General features: G+C 70.9%; 11 protein-coding genes. 3 read left to right on the top strand and 8 right to left on the bottom strand.

The features are described from left to right. Window positions 1–165 precede the first annotated feature (165 nt). Entirely contained in the window at window positions 166–1710 is a 1545-nt protein-coding gene (locus tag ACIRA5_RS31020; protein ID WP_403696168.1) for an acyl-CoA synthetase, read from the bottom strand. Window positions 1711–1895: 185 nt separating this feature from the next. Here ACIRA5_RS31020 and ACIRA5_RS31015 point away from each other — a divergent pair, with 185 nt between their 5' ends. Next, window positions 1896–4319: a penicillin acylase family protein gene (locus ACIRA5_RS31015; RefSeq protein WP_403696165.1), complete on the top strand. Its 2424-nt coding sequence runs from the start codon at window positions 1896–1898 to the stop codon at window positions 4317–4319. A gap of 63 nt (window positions 4320–4382) precedes the next feature. On the opposite strand, the gene ACIRA5_RS31010 is transcribed toward ACIRA5_RS31015, so the two are convergent. The 6 genes from ACIRA5_RS31010 to ACIRA5_RS30985 all read right to left on the bottom strand — a co-directional run bounded on the left by ACIRA5_RS31010 (window position 4383) and on the right by ACIRA5_RS30985 (window position 12466). Further along, window positions 4383–5933 carry an acyl-CoA synthetase gene (locus tag ACIRA5_RS31010; protein ID WP_403696164.1) on the bottom strand — a complete coding sequence of 517 codons (1551 nt, stop codon included), beginning with the start codon at window positions 5931–5933 and terminating at the stop codon, window positions 4383–4385. Then, entirely contained in the window at window positions 5930–7042 is a 1113-nt protein-coding gene (locus ACIRA5_RS31005) for an NAD(P)H-dependent flavin oxidoreductase (RefSeq protein WP_403696162.1), read from the bottom strand. The genes ACIRA5_RS31010 and ACIRA5_RS31005 overlap by 4 nt, the downstream gene beginning before the upstream one ends. 141 nt (window positions 7043–7183) lie before the next feature. Further along, window positions 7184–8743, bottom strand: a complete 1560-nt coding sequence (locus tag ACIRA5_RS31000) for an NAD(P)/FAD-dependent oxidoreductase (protein ID WP_352051934.1) — start codon at window positions 8741–8743, stop codon at window positions 7184–7186. Window positions 8744–8927: 184 nt separating this feature from the next. Next, complete coding sequence (locus tag ACIRA5_RS30995; RefSeq protein ID WP_403696159.1) at window positions 8928–11204, bottom strand: tetratricopeptide repeat protein; 2277 nt, start codon at window positions 11202–11204, stop codon at window positions 8928–8930. Between the two features lie 62 nt (window positions 11205–11266). Further along, window positions 11267–12160: an oxygenase MpaB family protein gene (locus ACIRA5_RS30990; RefSeq protein WP_403696156.1), complete on the bottom strand. Its 894-nt coding sequence runs from the start codon at window positions 12158–12160 to the stop codon at window positions 11267–11269. A 60-nt stretch (window positions 12161–12220) separates the two neighbouring features. Next, the gene (locus ACIRA5_RS30985) at window positions 12221–12466 is read right to left on the bottom strand and encodes a hypothetical protein (RefSeq protein WP_403696153.1); all 246 of its coding nucleotides are present in this window, start codon (window positions 12464–12466) and stop codon (window positions 12221–12223) included. A 253-nt stretch (window positions 12467–12719) separates the two neighbouring features. On the opposite strand from ACIRA5_RS30985, the gene ACIRA5_RS30980 reads away from it, so the two are divergent. Beyond that, on the top strand, window positions 12720–13679 hold the full coding sequence (locus ACIRA5_RS30980) for a LysR family transcriptional regulator (RefSeq protein ID WP_403696150.1): 960 nt from the start codon (window positions 12720–12722) through the stop codon (window positions 13677–13679). A gap of 38 nt (window positions 13680–13717) precedes the next feature. On the opposite strand, the gene ACIRA5_RS30975 is transcribed toward ACIRA5_RS30980, so the two are convergent. Continuing rightward, window positions 13718–15151: an aminopeptidase P family protein gene (locus tag ACIRA5_RS30975; protein WP_403696147.1), complete on the bottom strand. Its 1434-nt coding sequence runs from the start codon at window positions 15149–15151 to the stop codon at window positions 13718–13720. A 248-nt stretch (window positions 15152–15399) separates the two neighbouring features. Between ACIRA5_RS30975 and ACIRA5_RS30970 the strand changes: the two genes are divergently transcribed. Further along, window positions 15400–17418 carry a collagenase gene (locus tag ACIRA5_RS30970; RefSeq protein WP_403696144.1) on the top strand — a complete coding sequence of 673 codons (2019 nt, stop codon included), beginning with the start codon at window positions 15400–15402 and terminating at the stop codon, window positions 17416–17418. The last annotated feature ends 282 nt before the right edge of the window (window positions 17419–17700 follow it).

Here is a 17700-nt window from a genome sequence, read left to right as displayed (position 1 = left end):
ACCAAGTGGCCCGCGATCGACGTGCGGACGCGCTCGAAGCGGAGCGGGGCGAGCAACAGCCCTCCGTGGAAGCCCAGGTCAGGGAGAACGCCCACGCCGGGCCCGTCCCGGGGCGAGCGGTGACGGTCGGACACGACGGTCACCGGCCGTCTCCGCCAGGGCGCCCTACCCCTGAGCGGTTTCGGCCCGTGCGTCCGCGAAGCGGTCCCTCAGCTCGCGTTTGAGGATCTTCCCGCTGGCGTTGCGTGGCAGTGCGTCCACGAAGATGACCCGCTTGGGCGCCTTGAAGGCGGCGAGCTTCTCGCGTGCGTGAGTGAGGAGTTCGGCCGCGGAGACCTCGGTACGGGCGACCACGACCGCCGTGACCGCCTCGATCCACCGCTCGTCCGGGAGCCCGACCACGGCCACCTCGGCGACGGCGTCGTGTGTGTAGAGCGCGTCCTCGACCTGGCGCGAGGCGACCAGCACGCCACCGGAGTTGATGACGTCCTTCACCCGGTCGACGACCGTGAAGTAGCCCTCCTCGTCGCGCACGGCGAGGTCCCCGGAGTGGAACCAGCCGTCACGGAAGGCCTCCGCGGTCTCCTCCGGCTTGTCCCAGTAGCCCTCGCACAACTGCGGTGATCGGTAGACGATTTCGCCCCGCTCCCCGTCGGGCACGTCCTTGCCTGACTCGTCGACGACCCGCGCCTCGACGAACAGCACCGGCCGCCCGCACGAGTCCATCCGCCCCTTGTGCTCGTGGGGTCCGAGGACCATGGCCAGCGGTCCGATCTCGCTCTGGCCGAAGCAGTTGTAGAACGCCAGCTTCGGCAGCCGCTCCCGCAGCCGTTCAAGAACCGGCACCGGCATGATCGACGCCCCGTAGTACGCCTTGCGCAGTCCGCTCAGGTCACGGGTGGCGAAGTCGGGCCGGTTGGACAGAGCGATCCATACGGTGGGCGGCGCGAACAGGCTGTCCGCGTGACCGGCCTCGACCAGGTCGAGGATCTGCCCGGCGTCGGGCGCGTCGAGGATGACGTTCACGGCGCCGACCGCGAGATAGGGCAGCAGGAACACATGCATCTGCGCCGAGTGGTAGAGCGGCAGCGAGTGGACGGGCAGATCGCCGGCCTGCAGATCGAGGGCGGTGATCGCGCTGAGGTACTCGTGCACCAGCGCACGGTGGGTCAGCATGGCGCCCTTGGGCAGCGCGGTGGTGCCCGAGGTGTAGAGGAGTTGCGTCAGGTCCTCGCCGCGGGGCTCCGGTCCGTCGTACGGCGTGGTCGTGTCGAGTCGAGCGAGCAGCGAGTCGTCGCTGTCGCGCAGGGCGAGCACGCGGGTTCCCTCGGGGAGGTTCCCGGCCAGGTCCGGGTCGGCCAGGACCAGTCCGCAGCCGGCCTGTCCGACGATGTACGCGAGGTCGTCACCGGTCAGGTTCTGGTTGACCGGCACGTGCACCAGCCCGCCGCGCGCGCACGCGAGGAAGCCGATCAGGTACGCGTCCGAGTTGTGGCCGTAGGCGCCGACACGGTCGCCCGGTGCCAGTCCCGAGGAGCGCAGCACCTGGGCCGCGCGCGAGACGGCCTCGTCGAGTTCGGCGTAGGTCCAGGACCGGTCGCGGTAGTGGATCGCGACGCGTTCGGGGGTCCGCCGGGCGCTGCGCCGCAGCACCCCGTCGACCGTGACGCTCCGTCCCGCCGCCACCGTGGGGTTGTGACCCGCCGTCATGACCTGCTCCTTCGTCCGACTGCTGTGCCGTGATCCTCGTTCCGGCCCGCGAACGGGGTCAAGCCTCCCGCGCCCTTGGCGCGAAGAGGATCAACCCCGCCGTGGAACGTGCTGACACCAGGTCACACGTCTGTGGCTGTTGTTACGCTCAACCGCCCCTTCCCTCAATGATGTCGGGAGGCACGATGCGCATCCGCCCCAGACGGTTCGCCGTCCTGGCCGTAGCCCTTCTCACCGCCTCGGCCGCGCTGCCCGCGACCGCCGCGAACGGCCAGGAGCGTCAGCACTCTCCGTCCCACCCGTCCGCCGGCGGTCTGTCCGCCGTGATCCGCTACACCGAGTACGGCATTCCGCACATCCTCGCGAAGAACTACGCGGACCTCGGCTTCGGCACCGGCTGGGCGCAGGCCGCCGACCAGGTGTGCACCCTCGCCGACGGGTTCGTGACCGTACGTGGCGAACGCTCCCGCTTCTTCGGTCCCGACGCGGAGCCGGACGGTTCGCTGTCCTCGGCGGCCGAGAACCTCTCCAGCGACCTCTACTTCCGCGGCGTGCGTGCGACGGACACCATCGAGAAGCTGCTCGCGGTGCCCGCGCCACGGGGTCCGAGCCGCGATTCCAAGGATCTGATGCGGGGCTGGGCAGCCGGCTACAACGCCTGGCTCGCCCAGAACCGGATCACCGATCCGGCCTGCCGGGGCGCCGCCTGGGTCCGGCCCGTGACCGCGGTGGACGTGGCCGCGCGTACCTTCGCGCTGGCGGTGCTCGGCGGTCAGGGCCGCGCGGTCGACGGCATCACGGCCGCGCAGCCGCCCGCGACGGCCGCCGCGCGTACGACCGTCGGCATACCCGACGCGCGCAGTGCCGCGCGCGCCGCCCGCAGACTCTTCGACACCGCCGACATGGGGTCCAACGCGGTCGCCTTCAGCGGTGCCACCACGGCGAACGGCCGCGGGCTGCTGCTCGGCAACCCGCACTACCCGTGGCAGGGCGGCCGTCGTTTCTGGCAGTCGCAGCAGACGATCCCCGGCGAGCTGAACGTGGCGGGCGGCACGCTGCTCGGCTCCACCACGGTCTCCATCGGGCACAACGCACGGCTCGCCTGGAGCCATACCGTCGCCACCGGCGTCACCCTCAACCTCCATCAGCTGACACTGGATCCGGCCGACCCGACGACGTACCTGGTGGACGGGCAGCCGCAGCGGATGACGAGGCGGACCGTCACCGTCGAGGCGCGGGGCGGCCCGCCCGTCACCCGCACCCAGTGGTGGACCCGCTACGGCCCGGTCGTCACCTCGCTCGGCGCGGGACTCCCGCTGCCCTGGACGTCCACGACGGCGTACGCCCTCAACGACCCCAACGCCGAGAACCTGCGCGCCCCCGACACCGCCCTCGGCTTCCGCCGGGCGCGCGGCACGGCCGACGTCCTCACGACGCTGAGGCGCACACAGGGGCTGCCCTGGATCAACACGGTCGCCGCCGACTCGGGCGGGCACTCGCTGTTCACGCAGTCGCAGGTGCTTCCGCGGATCACCGACGAGTTGGCGCAGCGCTGCTCGACGGCGCTGGGCAAGGCCCTCTATCCGTCGTCCGGTATCGCGGTCCTCGACGGCTCCCGCGGCGACTGCGCGCTGGGCAGCGACCCCGACGCCGTACAGCCCGGCATCTTCGGGCCCACGAGCATGCCGGTCCTCAAGGACGCGCCGTACGCGGAGAACTCCAACGACAGTGCCTGGCTGGCCAATACGGACCGGCCGCTCACCGGGTACGAACGGGTCTTCGGGCCGATCGGCTCGCAGCTGTCGACCCGTGCGCGCGGCGCAAAGGCGGACGTGTCCGCGATGGCCGCGAAGGGGGAGCTGACCGTACGGGACCTGCAGGCGCAGCAGTTCGCGAACCGGGCGACCTCGGGTGACCTCATCGCCGACGACACGGCCCGTGCCTGTGCCGCGTTGCCCGGGGGGACGGCGACGGGCAGCGACGGCAAGGACGTCGACGTGAGCGAGGCGTGCGGTGTGCTGAAGACGTGGGACCGCTCCATGAAGACCGGCAGCCGGGGCGCACTGCTCTTCGACCGGTTCTGGCGGCGGCTGACCGCCGTGACCGTGCCCGCGCAGCTCTGGAAGGTCCCGTTCTCGGCGGCGGACCCCGTGCGCACGCCGAACACGCTCAACACGCAAGCGCCCGGCGTGGCCACGGCCCTCGCCGACGCGGTGAGCGAGCTGCGGGCGGCGGGCATCGCGCTGGACGCGACGCTCGGCGCGCACCAGGTCGTCGTCCGGGGCGGTCAGCGCATCCCCGTGCCGGGCGGCACGGAGTCGCTCGGGGTGTGGAACAAGGCCGAGCCGGTGTGGGACGCGGCGGCCGGCGGCTACACCGAGGTCACCACGGGGTCCTCGTACATCCAGGCCGTCGGGTGGGACGGCGGCCGCTGCCCGGTCGCCCGTACGCTGCTGGCCTATTCCCAGTCGTCGAACCCGAACTCGCCGCACTTCAGCGACCAGACGCGGCTGTTCTCCGAGGGGAAGTGGGTCACCTCCCGGTTCTGCGAGAAGGACATCCTGTCCTCGCCCGGGCTGCGGGTGATCCGCGTGGGCGAGCACCGCTGACGGCAGCGGGGTGGTCCCTGCCCGCACGGGCGGGGGCCACCCCGGTCACAGCCTGCTCCGCTGTCACACCGCTCGCGTACGGCCTTCCCAGTAGGGATCCCGCAGGCGCCTCTTGTACAGCTTCCCGTTCGGGTCGCGCGGCATCGACTCGATGAAGTCGACGCTCTTGGGACGCTTGTACCCGGCGAGCAGGCGCTCGCAGTGGCCGAGGATGTCGGCGGCGAGGGCCGGACCCGCCTCGTGGCCCGGGGCGGGCTCGACGACGGCCTTGACCTCCTCGCCCCAGTCGTCGTGCGGGATGCCGAAGGCGGCCGCGTCGGCGACGGCGGGGTGGGAGAGCAGCGCGGCCTCGATCTCGGCCGGGTAGATGTTGACCCCACCCGAGATGATCATGTCGATCTTGCGGTCACGGAGGAAGAGATAGCCGTCCTCGTCGAGACAGCCCAGGTCACCGACGGTGAAGAAGTCGCCGATGCGGTTCTTCTTCGTCTTGCTCTCGTCCTTGTGGTACGAGAATCCGCCGGTGCTCATCTTCATGTAGACGGTGCCGAGTTCACCGGGCGGCAGCCGGTTGCCGTCGTCGTCGAAGACGGCGAGTTCGCTGATGGGCCAGGCCTTGCCGACCGTGCCGGGCTTCTTCAGCCAGTCCTCGGTGGTGGCGAAGGCGCCGCCGCCCTCACTCGCCGCGTAGTACTCCTCGACGCTGTGCCCCCACCACTCGATCATGGCCCGTTTCACATGGTCAGGGCACGGGGCGGCGCCGTGGATGGCATGCCGCATCGAGGAGACGTCGTAGCGCGCCTTCACCTCGTCGGGGAGCGCCAGCAGCCGGTGGAACTGGGTCGGGACCATGTGGGTGTGGGTGCAGGCGTGGGCGTCGATGACACGGAGCATCTCCTCGGGAGTCCACTTGTCCATCAGCACCAGGCGGTGCCCGATGTGCAGGGAGGCGCCCGCGAACTGGAGTACGGCCGTGTGGTAGAGCGGTGAGCAGACCAGGTGCACGTTGTCGTCGTACGGCCTGATGCCGAAGATGCCGAGGAAGCCGCCGAGGTGGGACTCCTCGGGGAGCTTGCCGGGCAGCGGGCGCCGGATGCCGCGGGGTCGGCCCGTGGTGCCCGAGGTGTAGTTCATGACCCAGCCGAGGGTACGGTCGGCGGGCGCCGAGTCGGGCTGTGCGTCGAGGAGTTCGGCGTACGGCCGGAAGCCTGCCACCGTGCCCACCACGTACCGCTGCGCGGCGGGAAGCTTCGCCTCGTCTGCGGCGTGGCGGGCGGCGTCGGCGAACCGTTCGTGGGCGATCAGCACCTTGGCGCCCGAGTCGGAGACGATCCAGGCGATCTCGGGGCCGACGAGGTGGTGGTTGACCGGCACCAGGTAGAGGCCCGCCTGGGAGGCGGCGAGGTAGGCGACGAAGAACTCGACGCCGTTGGGCAGGACGACCGCGAATGCGTCGCCGCGTTCGAGTCCCGCGGCGCGCAGACCGTGGACGAGCCGGTTGGCCGCGGCGTGCAGCCGGCCCGCGGTCCACTCGTCCCCGTCCGGGGTGATGAGGACCGTCCGTCCGGGGTCGGCGGTGGCCTGGGCCCAGAAGCCGTTGGGTGAGGTGCTCATGACTGTTCGCCCCTTCCCGCGATCCGGTTGACGCGCTCGACGGCCCGCTCGAAGCCGCTCGTCAGGTCGTCGAAGACGGCCTGGACACTGCGCTCGCTGTTCATCCGGCCGACGATCTGCCCGACCGGCGTCCCCAGCAGCGGTTCCACCTCGTACTTCTGGATCCGGGAGACCGCCTCGGCCACCAGCAGCCCCTGGAGCGGCATGGGCAGTGTGCCGGGACCGTTCGGGTCGTCCCAGGCGTCGGTCCACTCGGTGCGCAGCTGGCGCGCGGGTTTGCCGGTCAGCGCGCGTGAGCGGACGGTGTCTCCGGAGCCGGCGGCGAGCAGCTTGCGGGTCACGGCGGGCGCGTGCATGTCCGCTTCCGTGACGGTCAGCCACACAGAGCCGAGCCACACCCCCTGGGCGCCGAGGCTGAGTGCGGCGGCCACCTGCTGTCCGCTGCCGATGCCGCCCGCCGCCAGTACGGGCAGCGGGTCGACGGCGTCGACGACTTCGGGGGTGAGCACCATCGAGGCGATCTCGCCGGTGTGGCCGCCCGCCTCGTAGCCCTGCGCGACGACGACGTCGATGCCCGCCTCGGCGTGTTTGCGCGCGTGCCGGGCGCTGCCCGCGAGGGCCGCGACGAGCACCCCGCGCTCGTGGGCGCGTTCGACGACGTCGGCGGGTGGTGAGCCCAGCGCGTTGGCGAGCAGTTTGATCGGATAGTCGAAGGCGACGTCGAGCTGGGTGCGGGCGACCTGTTCCATCCAGCCGGTGATGCGCCAGCCGGACGCCTCGCCCTCGGCGAGTTCGGGCACGCCGTACTTGGCGAGGGTGTCCTTGACGTACTGCCTGTGCCCCTCCGGGATCATCGCCTCGACGTCGGCCTCCGTCACCCCCTCGACCTTCTTGGCGGGCATGACGACGTCCAGGCCGTACGGTTTGCCGTCGACGTTCGCCTCGATCCAGTCGAGGTCGCGTTTGAGGTCGTCGGGTGCGGTGTAGCGGACCGCGCCGAGCACACCGAATCCGCCCGCGCGACTGATGGCCGCGGCGACGGCGGGAAACGGCGTGAAGCCGAAAATGGCGTGCTCGACTCCCAGTTTCTTGCTCAGCTCCGTCTGCATGGCCGCAGAATGCCGCAGCCCTCCGGCCGAGGGAAGGCCTTTTCTGATGCTCCGTCAGATTTCTGGCCGGTCCCTCGACGAAGTTCCAGGCCTCGCGCCGCGCCGGCGGCACACGACCGACCGGCGGAGCCAGGACCTGTCCTAGTCGTTCGCGCCCTCCAGTACGGCCATGGCCGCGTTGTGCCCGGGCACCCCGCTCACGCCGCCGCCGCGCACCGCGCCCGCCCCGCACAGCAGGACGTTCGCGTGCCGGGTCTCGACGCCCCAGCGGCCCGTGCCCTCCTGGGCGTACGGGAAGGCGAGGTCGCGGTGGAAGATGTTGCCGCCGGGCAGCCGCAGGTCGCGCTCCAGGTCGAGCGGGGTCTTCGCCTCGATGCAGGGGCGGCCGTCCGCGTCGGTGGCCAGGCAGTCGGCAAGCGGTTCGGCGAGGTGCGCCTCCAGCTGCGCCAGCGTCGACTTCAGCAGCTCCGCCCGTACGGCGTCGTTGTCCCGCTCGAACAGCCGGGCGGGTGTGTGGAGGCCGAAGAGGGTGAGGGTCTGATAGCCCTGCTCGACCAGGTCCTGGCCGAGGATGCTCGGGTCGGTGAGGGAGTGGCAGTAGATCTCGGAGGGCGGTGCGGTGGGCAGTTCGCCGGACGCGGCCTGCGCGTGGGCGGTCGCCAACTGCTCGTAGCCCTCGGCGATGTGGAAGGTGCCGGAGAAGGCCTCGCGCGCGTCGACCGAAGTGTCGCGCAGCCTCGGCAGCCGCTTGAGCAGCATGTTGACCTTCAGCTGGGCGCCCTCGGCCGGGGTGGGCGGTTCGTCGCCGGTGAGGTGCGCGAGTTCCTGCGGCGAGGCGTTCACGAGGACGTGCCGGGCCGCGGCGACGCCCTCGCCGTCCGCGGTGCGGTAGGTGACCTCGGCGGCCCGTCCGTCGGTCTGGATGCGCACCGCCTCGTGGCCGGTGGCGATCACGGCGCCCGCGGCGCGCGCCGCCGCGGCGATCGCGTCGGTGAGGGCGCCCATGCCGCCGACCGGCACGTCCCAGGCGCCGGTGCCGCCGCCGATCACGTGGTACAGGAAGCAGCGGTTCTGGCGCAGGGACGGGTCGTGGGCGTCCGCGAAGGTCCCGATGAGCGCGTCGGTGAGGACGACACCGCGTACGAGGTCGTCGGCGAAGTTCTCCTCCACGGCGACGCCGACCGGCTCCTCGAAGAGGACCCGCCAGGCCTCCTCGTCGTCGATGCGGGCGCGGAGTTCCTCGCGTGTGGGAAGCGGTTCGGTGAGTGTCGGGAAGACCTGCTGGGCGACCTGGCCGGTCATGCCGTAGAAGCGCTGCCAGGCCTCGTACTCGCGGTCGGAGCCGGTCAGCCGCGCGAAGGCCTCGCGGGTGCGGCGCTCGCCACCGCCGACGAGCAGGCCGGTGGGCCGTCCGCCGCGTTCGACGGGCGTGTACGAGGACACCGTGCGGCCACGCACGCGGAAGTCGAGGCTCAGATCCCGCACGATCTTCCGGGGCAGCAGACTGACCAGGTAGGAGTAGCGCGACAGCCGGGCGTCGACTCCGGCGAACGGCCGGGTGGACACGGCGGCGCCGCCGGTGCTCCCCAGGCGCTCGAGCACCAGCACGGACCGGCCGGCCCGGGCCAGGTAGGCGGCGGCGACGAGTCCGTTGTGGCCCCCGCCGACGATCACGACGTCGTATCCCTCGTGTGCAGGCATGGTTCTTCGTAGCACGCGATGATCTAGAACGGCCAGAGGTACGCGGCACCCGGCGGGCGTCCGGACGGGGCACGAGCACGGGCACCCGCCCCGGCGTGGCCTTCGGCACGGTCGGCCACGACACCGCCGTATGGCCGGTGCCGCCCCTCGGACAGGGCGAGCACAACCCCCGCACGGGCGCCTCTCAGCCTCCCCGTGCCGCCCGCTGCTGGCGCAACGCGGCCACTCGGCGGTACAGCTCCACCGCCTCCAGGCCCCGGCCCAGTTGCTCCAGGCAGTGTGCCTCGTCGTTGCGGCTGGCCAGGGCGTCGGGGTGGTCGGCGCCGAGGACGCGTTCGCGGGCGGTGGCGACGCCCCGGTACTCGGTGAGGGCGTCGGACCAGCGGCCCAGCCAGCCGAGGCCGACCGCGACCTCGCGGCGGCTGACGAGGGTGTCCGGGTGGTCGGGGCCGAGCACGCGCTCGCGGATGGCCCACACGTCACGGGACTCGGCGAGCGCCTCCTCCCAGCGCCCCATCCGGCCCAGGTTGACGCCGAGGCCGTGCCGGGCTCGGAGTGTCTCGGGGTGGGCGGGGCCGTGCACCCGGGTGCGGTCGTCGATCAGGTCCCGGTACAGCTCCAGGGCCTGCGCACTGCGGCCGAGCCGGCCGAGGCTGATGCCGACCTCGTAGCGGGCGGAGAGGGTGTCCGGGTGGTCGGGGCCGAGGGCCTGGGCCCGTGCCTCGGCGACTTCCCGATAGGTCTGCAACGCCTCTGGCCAGTGGCCCAACTGACCGAGTGCGTACGCGACTTCGTAGCGTGTCACGAGCGTGTCGGGATGGTTCGCACCGAGCACTCGGGCCCGCGCGGCGGCGACCTCGCCCGCCATCCGGTACGAGTCCTCCAGGCGGCCCAGCCTGCTCAGGTTGAAGGCCAGGTTGTGGCGGCAGCGCAGGGTGTCGGGATGGTCGGGGCCCATGGCACGCTCCCGGACGGCGAGCACCGCGGTGTACGCCTGGTGTGCCTCGAAGTGACGGCCCAACTGGCCCAGCACGTACGCCATTTCCTGACGCGCGGCCAGGGTGTCGGGATGGTCGGGGCCGAGCGCCCGCTCCCTGCCCCGGGCGACCCGGGCGTACTCGCGCAGCGCTTCGGCGGCGCGTCCGGTGCGGCTGAGGGTGAAGCCGACCTCGTAGCGGCTGGCGAGGGTGTCGGGGTGGTCGGGGCCGAGGACGTGCTCGCGTTCGGCGGCGACCGCGCGGTGCACCTCGCCCGCCTCGGTCCATCGGCCGAGCCTCCCGAGGCTCAGTCCGGCGTTGTGCCGGCCCGTCAGGGTGGTGAGCAGCTCCGGTGGCGGAGTCGGGCGTTCGACGCGCTCCGGCACCTCCGGTGCGGACGTGCTCGGGCGCGCCGTCCATTCGCCGGTCAGGCCCGCCGCCGCGTCCGGCGGGGCGCCGCCCAGTCCGGCTCCGGTCGCCTTGTGGCCGGTGGTCATGCCCCGGGTCCAGGAGGGCAGCCGGGGTTCACGCGAGGAAGAGGGTGCGGGAGCCCTCGTCGACGGCTCCAACATGCGCCGCTCGTCGGCGGGACGGCCGATCGCGGGGGACACGACCGTCGGGACGTACACCGGAGTCGTACGCCCCGTGCCGATCCGCCGGCCGAGCTCGCGCGCGTCCTGCGGGCGGCTCTCCGGCTCTTTGGCCAGCAGATCCAGGATGATCCGCTCGAAGTACTCGGGGAGCTCGGCGCGGTGGTGGCGCGGCGGCTCGGGAGGCGTGTCACGGTGGCCGACGAGGATCGCCCACGCGTCGTCCAGGTCGAACGGCGGTGCCCCGGTGGCGATTTCGTAGAGCACACATCCGAAGGAGTACAGATCACTGCGCTGGTCGACCTGGGCACCGCTGATCTGCTCCGGCGACATGTAGTGCGGGGTGCCCATGGCGATGCCGGTGCCGGTCAGCCGGGCCGTGAAGCCGATGTCGTGGCCGAGGCGCGCGATGCCGAAGTCGCAGATCTTCACCGTGCCGTCGGCCAGCCGCATGATGTTGGCGGGCTTCAGGTCGCGGTGCACGATGCCCTGTTGGTGGGTGTAGGCGAGGGCCCCGGACACCTGGTCGGCGATGTCGACGACATCGGCGACGGGGAGCGGATGCTGCTTGTTGTCCTCCAGGAGCTGGCTGAGGTTGCGGCCCTCCAGCAGCTCCATGACCAGGTACAGCACGCCCTCCGACTCGCCGAAGTCGTGCACCACGGTCACCCCGCGGTGCTGCAGCGCGGCGGCCACCCGGGCCTCGCGCCGGAATCTCTCCCGCAGTACACGGGTGAACGACTGATCGTGGTGCGGGCCGAGCGGTTTGAGGCACTTCACGGCCACCTGCCGCCCCAGCGACTCGTCGCGGGCGCGCCACACCTCACCCATACCTCCCCGCCCGATCAGATCGAGCAGTCGGTACCGGCTCTGGATCAGCCTGGTCTCCGCCATCTCGTGCGATCGCCCCCGTCGCTGCTCGCCGCGCCCTCCCCTGGCCCGTCCAGTATGGCGAGTTATCTGCCGACTTTGTACGGCGCCGGTCGGGAGCCGGGGCCGAGCCGCGCCATGGCCCGCAGGATGTGTCTGGGCGGGAGTTGCCAGCGAAGACGTGCGGGAACGCAGCGCAGCACGGTGCCCGTGACACGCAGGCGCCGGGTCACCACGGAGGGGGCTGGTGCGGGTCTGCCGTACAGCTCGTGGGCGTACGGCGGCAGGGCGCCGTACGCCAGACGCGCCACGCGCCGCCACAGCAGGGCGCGCGCCGGGCGGAGCAGGGGATGGATCGGTGGTCGCAGCAGGAAGTCGTCCACGTCCCGCGCCTCGGGCCCGGCGGCGAGCTCCGGCAGCACCTTCTCGAAGTAGGCGGCCAGCTCCGCCCGATTCGCCGGTACGTCGGCGGGGTCGAGGCCCACCAGGCGTGCGCTGACCCGGTGTTCGTCGACGTACCGGTCGGCGTGCGCGTCCGTCAGCGGGAACCCCGAGCGGCGCAGGACGTGCAGATAGGAGTCGATCTCGGCGCAGTGCACCCACAGCAGCAGCTCCGGCTCGTCGATCCGGTACCGCTCCCCCGTGTCCGGGTCGGTGGCCTTGAGCACGGTGTGGATCTTCCGGACCCGGGCACCGGCCTTCTCGGCGGCCTCGGTGGTGCCGTACGTCGCCGTGCCGACGAAGTTCGCGGTGCGCATCAGCCGGCCCCAGGCGTCGCGCCGGAAGTCGGAGTTCTGCAGGACGCCCCGGACTGCGCGGGGGTGCAGGGCCTGGAGGTAGAGCGCGCGGATCCCGGCGACCCACATCATGGGATCACCGTGCATCTGCCAGGTTACCGAGGAGGGACCGAACAACCCCTTATCACCCGTACGAAGCGCGTCCACCCTGTCAGTGTGACTCCTGGAGCTGCGGGAAACCATGCCGCATTCCGACCGGAGTGGGCCGCCGCCCACCCGCCCGGCGGGAAGGGCGTTCCTGGTTCAGGCCTCGGCGACGACGAGGAGGTCGTCGATCGTGCCGGCCGGACGCTCGGATCCGGTTTTCCCGACCACCCGCCATACTCCGGGGGCCAGGGACACCTGGTTGAAGTAGTTGCCCCTGTTGTCCGGCAGGAGGGGAACAGCGGGACCGAGCGCACCTCCGTCGGCCAGCGGGATGGAAACTGGCCGACGAGTCGTCCCTCCACCGGGGTGGGACACTGCTGAACCGGGGCACAGTGCCGTCACCGCCGAAGTCCTCACCTCGCTGCTGCCGGGCGAAGCGGATCCCGACCCTGCCCACTCCGACGCTCCGCTCTGTCGGTTGCCGGCCGCCGGCGAACAGATGCCACGTGCACTCGCTCCGCCGTTCGGGAGCCTCGTGCCTGGTCACCTTGGCCGGGGCAGGTGCACCCCGAGGCCGAACGCGCGGTGATGAACCACCGCTAGAGTCGCCCGGTGACCGCGGACGGCAGGAGCGTCGAGACGAGGAGCCCGGACGATGGACCTGGAGCTTCGGCATCTACGGACCTTGTGTGCGATCGCCGACGCCGGGAGTCTGGGGCGAGCCGCGACGCTCCTGAAGTACTCGCAGCCGGCGATGAGCACCCAACTGCGGCGGATCGAGCGGCTCTTCGGTGAGGACTTGTTCGTGCGTACCGCGTCGGGAGTCGAGCCGACCCGGTACGGCCTCGAGATCCTGACTCAGGCGCGCGACATTCTGGCCCGTGCAGATGCCATCAGGCGCCGTCCGGCGCGGGACGGCGTCGGAGCACCCCGGGTCCTGCGCCTTGCGGCGACCAACTCGCCCGTCCTGTCCGGCATGGTCGTCCGCATACGCAGCCGGAGGCCTGATCTCACCCTGACGGTGAGCAGCGTCTACCCGTCGTCGGAGATAGTCGAGCACTTGGAGAAGGGCGAGCTGGACGCCGCGATCGCCGCGGACTACCCCGGATTGGAGCTGCGGCACTCCGCGGCCGTGGCGCATCGCGAGATCGTCAACGAACCCGCGTTCGTAGCCCTGCCCGCCGGTCACCGGCTCAAGCACCGCATGGAGGTCCCCCTCGCCGAACTCGCTGACGAGGCCTGGTTCCTGACCCCCGACGACGGTGCCGGCTGGCCGGGTGTGTTCTACGCGGCCTGCGCGGCAGCCGGGTTCACGCCTACGGCCGTGCATGAGTACCTCGGTGACCGGCTCCAGCTCCAGGACATGATCGCCGAGGGACTCGGCGTCTCCATCGTGCAGGCTACGACCCTGCCGAACCAGGGCGTGATCGTCAAACCGCTGACCGGCACACCGCTGTGGACCCGCTATCTGCTCGCATGGCGCCGCGACCAGGTCACGGAGGACATCACGGAGACACTGTTCAGCTCCGCGCACGCGTCCTACCGCGACCTCATCACGCGGTCGGCGCACTTCCAGGCGTGGGCGGCGCAGACGTTCCATCTGCCGCGTTCCTAGTGCCAGTTACGGCGGCGCCCGCGCCTTGGGACGCAGGATCAGGCCAGGAGCTCGCCCATCCACGTCTCGATCGCCGACGCGGTGCGCGGCAACGCCGACGACATGAGGCGGGCGCCGTCCTGCGTGACGACCAGATCGTCCTCGATGCGCACGCCGACGCCGCGCAACTCCGGCGGCAGCGTCAGGTCGTCCGGCTGGAGATACAGGCCCGGCTCGACGGTGAGGACGTGGCCCGCCTCCAGGACGCCGTCCAGGTACTGCCCGGCACGGGCCCCGGCGCAGTCGTGGACGTCCATGCCCAGCATGTGGCCGCTGCTGCACCACGTGTAGCGGCGGAACAGACCGCTCTCGGGCTCAAGGGCCGCGTCCTGCGTCATCGGGAGCAGGCCCCAGGAGTGCAGCCCCTCGGCGATGACCCGCATCGCAGCGAGGTGGAAGTCACGAAAGCGCGCGCCCGGCCGGACCGCTGCGATACCCGCGTCCTGCGCGGCGAGCACGAGGTCATAAAGGTCGCGCTGCGCGGCGGTGAAGGTGCCGCTCACCGGAAGGGTACGCGTGATGTCGGCGGTGTAGAGCGTGTCCGACTCGACGCCGGCGTCGAGCAGCAGCAGGTCACCGGGATGGACCGGACCGTCGTTGGCGATCCAGTGCAGTACGCAGGCGTGCGCTCCGGCGGCGGCGATCGTCTCGTAGCCGAGGCCGTTGCCCTCGAGACGGGCGCGCAGGCCGAAGACGCCCTCGACCCAGCGTTCGCCGCGCGGATGGCGGACGGCCTCGGGCAGTGCGCGCACGACATCGGTGAACCCTGCCGCCGTGGCGTCCACCGCGATCTGCAGCTGCTCGACCTCCCACTCGTCCTTGACCAGGCGCATCTCGGACAGGAACGAGGCGAATTCGAGGTCGGCCTCTTCACGGCCGGTGCTGTCGACCAGCGCGTCGGTCTCCGGGTCGACGCCGCGCAGCAAGCGGGTCGGCCGCGCGCCGCTCAGCCGGGCGGGCACGTCGTCGAGGCCCTGGGTCGCCACGCCGAGCAGTGAGGAGGCCTCATCGAGGGTGGCGCGGCGGCCGACCCAGATCTCACCGTAGCGGCGGTCGCGGTAGAACTCCCCGGTGTCGCGCGGGGATCGAGGGCGGACGTGCAGCACCGCCTCGTGACCGGAGGCGGTCGGTTCGAGGACCAGGACGCTGCCCGGCTCGGTCCCACCCGTCAGGTACGAGAACGCGGTGTGCGGCCGGAACCGGTAGTCGCAGTCGTTGCTGCGTGCCTTGAGGACGCCTGAGGGAATGACGAGCCGTTCGCCGGGGAAGCGCGCGGACAGCCGGTCGCGCCGTTTGGCCGCCCACGGTGCGATCGACTGCGGGGGCGGATCGGCGCGCGGCGAAGACTCCCAGTTCCCCATGAGGAACTCGGCGAGCGCTGAGGAGACCGGAAGGTCGTGCGAACCGGTGTGGAGCGGCTTCTTCGTCGTCATACCGGGATCGTAGGGAGCAGGGGGCCGCCCCGCCCCATACCGTTTTTCCGCCGCACCCATAACACGAGGCGGAGACCTGCTCGGCGTCCCGCCCTGACCGTCAACTACCTCTGCGGGCACAGATGTTATGGCCCGCCCCGCCATTGTCGTATCCCTCGGTCCGTTGCCGTTGGCCCCTGTGAGTGGGACGTTCCCCTCACGCCTCGCCGCTCGTGCTCGAAGCGCCCCCCACTCACGAAGGACCATTGATGCGTCGTCGACCTGCCCTGCCCGGATTCCATCCCGGATGTCCGTCCAGATTCGCGTCCAGATTCGCGTCCAGATTTCTGGCCGTCGGCCTGGCGGTCAGCGCCCTGATCGCAGGCCTGCTGGCCGCACCGGCCCTCGCAGCAGCCGGACCGAAGACCGCCACAACGGCTGCTCCCCTGACCACCGCCGTGACCAAGCCCAAACCGCGCGCGCTGTCGCCGCTCGGCGCGAACACCGCCGCGTCCGATCGAGCAGACGTCCAGAGCGGGCGGCTGGCTGCCGGCCATGTCCGGCCGCTCAGCCCGCAGTTGCCGCAGACCCCCTCGACCTCGAAGGCCGTACGGCCTCCCAGAGCCACGAAACACGCGGCAGCCGCGTCGTGCACACCGGCCGACTTCGGCACCCGTACCGAATCCGAACTGGTCGCGTACATCCAGGACTCGACCACCGACTGCATCAATACGCTGTTCGGCATCACCGGTAGGGACGCCCGCAACGTGTTTCGCCAGGCGCAGATGGTGACCGTCGCCAACGCTTTCCGGGACGCGTCGCAGTCGTATCCCGGCGACAACTCCACCCACGTGTGGCAGCTCGTACTGTTCCTGCGCGCCGGCTACTACGTCCAGTACAACGACTCGGCCGACGTCGGCGACTACGGCCCGACCCTGGCTGCTGCCACCGAAGGCGGACTGGACGGGTTCACCGCCAACTGCCACTTCATGGACGTCAGTTCGGAACACGGCAACGTCCTGGGCGACGTCATCATCCTGACGGACAGCGCCAACGAGCAGGCTCGCTACCTGGACACGTACAAGAGAGTGCTGAACGCCTACGACAGCTCCTACGACGCCTACTGGAGCATGGAATCGGCCGTCAACGACGTCTTCACCCCGCTCTTCCGCGGCCACTTCAACCCCGCATTCATCAGCGCTGTCACCGCCGACCCGAGCATCATCGACACGTTGGACTCGTTCACCCTGAACCACATGTCGATGCTGAGCGGGACCTGGTACTTCATGGCCTCCAACGCCGGAACCGAGACGGCGCGCTTCCTCGACACGGCCGGGCTCCAGGACAAGGTGCGGCCGATGGTGAAGGGCCTGCTCGGCGCCTCCTCGATCACCGGCCCGACCACTCCGCTGTGGGTCGGCGCCGCCGAGATGACTTCCGCGCACGACGCGGCCCAATGCTCGTACTACGACACCTGCGACCTGACGTCCAAGCTCACCGCGGCGGCACTCCCCCTCACCTACAAGTGCGATGACGGGCATACTTTCCTGGCCCAGTCCCTGACCGACTCGGCGCTCGCCGAGGCCTGCAAGAGCGTGCAGGGACAGGACGCCTACTTCCACGGCATTGTCAGGGACAGCGGCCCGGTCGCCGACGACCGCAACAGCAACATCCAGATCGTCGTCTTCGCGAGCCCCAGGGACTACCAGACATACTCAGGCTGGATCTTCGGCAACAGCACCGACAACGGCGGCGAATACCTGGAGGGCAACCCCGCCGACCCCAACAACCAGGCCCGCTTCGTCGCCTACGTGAAGAGCAGGGGCGACGGCTTCCCGGCGGACATCTGGAACCTGAACCACGAGTACACCCACTACCTCGACGGCCGCTACGACACGTACGGCGACTTCTCCGCGGGCCAGGCGGTCCCGGACATCTGGTGGATCGAGGGCTTCGCCGAGTACGTCTCGTACAGCTACCGGGGCGTGCCCGACACCGAGGCGCTCTCCGATGCCGGGAAGCACACCTACGCCCTGAGCACCCTGTGGCAGAGCACGTACGCCAACTCCGACCTGACCCGCACCTACCCATGGGGCTACCTGGCCGTCCGCTACATGATCGAGAACCACCCGGACGACGTGCAGGCCATGCTCACCAAGTTCCGCACCGGCGACTACGCCGGAGCCTACGCGGTCTACAGCACCGGCATCGGCACCCGTGACGACGCGGACTTCGCCGCCTGGCTCGACACGTGCGCGGCCGGCGCCTGCCGGGGGAGCAGCAGCTGACCGAGCGCTGACGGCTGAGACGGCCGTCCCCTGCCCCTGCCTCTCCCTGTCACCCCGCGGCCTGACAAGGCGGTGGGGTGACACGCGTGCCAGACCTACTACTCGCGCCGCTCCTCTCGGAAAGTCTGCGAAGCAGGTCGAGGCGTACATCCGTCCCGGCGACCGTTGTTCGAACAGTCGTCGCCGTCCAGCCCAGCCGCTTGGCCTGAGCGGCGACTCCGTCACTTCGAGCCGTAGTACAGCCGGAGGAAGTCCTCCATCGCCACGTTGCAGGCCGAGTGG

This window comes from Streptomyces sp. NPDC096311, assembly GCF_044763085.1.
GTDB lineage: Bacteria > Actinomycetota > Actinomycetes > Streptomycetales > Streptomycetaceae > Streptomyces.
Note: the sequence above shows the minus strand (reverse complement) of the source record. Positions and strands in the feature narration are given on the sequence as shown.

What these genes read in the sequence shown, in the direction of transcription:
- ACIRA5_RS30990 (WP_403696156.1), bottom strand. Translation starts at nt 12,160, where the DNA reads ATGGTTTCCCGCAGCTCCAGGAGTCACACTGACAGGGTGGACGCGCTT.
- ACIRA5_RS31020 (WP_403696168.1), bottom strand. Translation starts at nt 1,710, where the DNA reads ATGACGGCGGGTCACAACCCCACGGTGGCGGCGGGACGGAGCGTCACG.
- ACIRA5_RS31005 (WP_403696162.1), bottom strand. Translation starts at nt 7,042, where the DNA reads ATGCAGACGGAGCTGAGCAAGAAACTGGGAGTCGAGCACGCCATTTTC.
- ACIRA5_RS30980 (WP_403696150.1), top strand. Translation starts at nt 12,720, where the DNA reads ATGGACCTGGAGCTTCGGCATCTACGGACCTTGTGTGCGATCGCCGAC.
- ACIRA5_RS30975 (WP_403696147.1), bottom strand. Translation starts at nt 15,151, where the DNA reads ATGACGACGAAGAAGCCGCTCCACACCGGTTCGCACGACCTTCCGGTC.
- ACIRA5_RS31000 (WP_352051934.1), bottom strand. Translation starts at nt 8,743, where the DNA reads ATGCCTGCACACGAGGGATACGACGTCGTGATCGTCGGCGGGGGCCAC.
- ACIRA5_RS31010 (WP_403696164.1), bottom strand. Translation starts at nt 5,933, where the DNA reads ATGAGCACCTCACCCAACGGCTTCTGGGCCCAGGCCACCGCCGACCCC.
- ACIRA5_RS31015 (WP_403696165.1), top strand. Translation starts at nt 1,896, where the DNA reads ATGCGCATCCGCCCCAGACGGTTCGCCGTCCTGGCCGTAGCCCTTCTC.
- ACIRA5_RS30970 (WP_403696144.1), top strand. Translation starts at nt 15,400, where the DNA reads ATGCGTCGTCGACCTGCCCTGCCCGGATTCCATCCCGGATGTCCGTCC.
- ACIRA5_RS30995 (WP_403696159.1), bottom strand. Translation starts at nt 11,204, where the DNA reads ATGGCGGAGACCAGGCTGATCCAGAGCCGGTACCGACTGCTCGATCTG.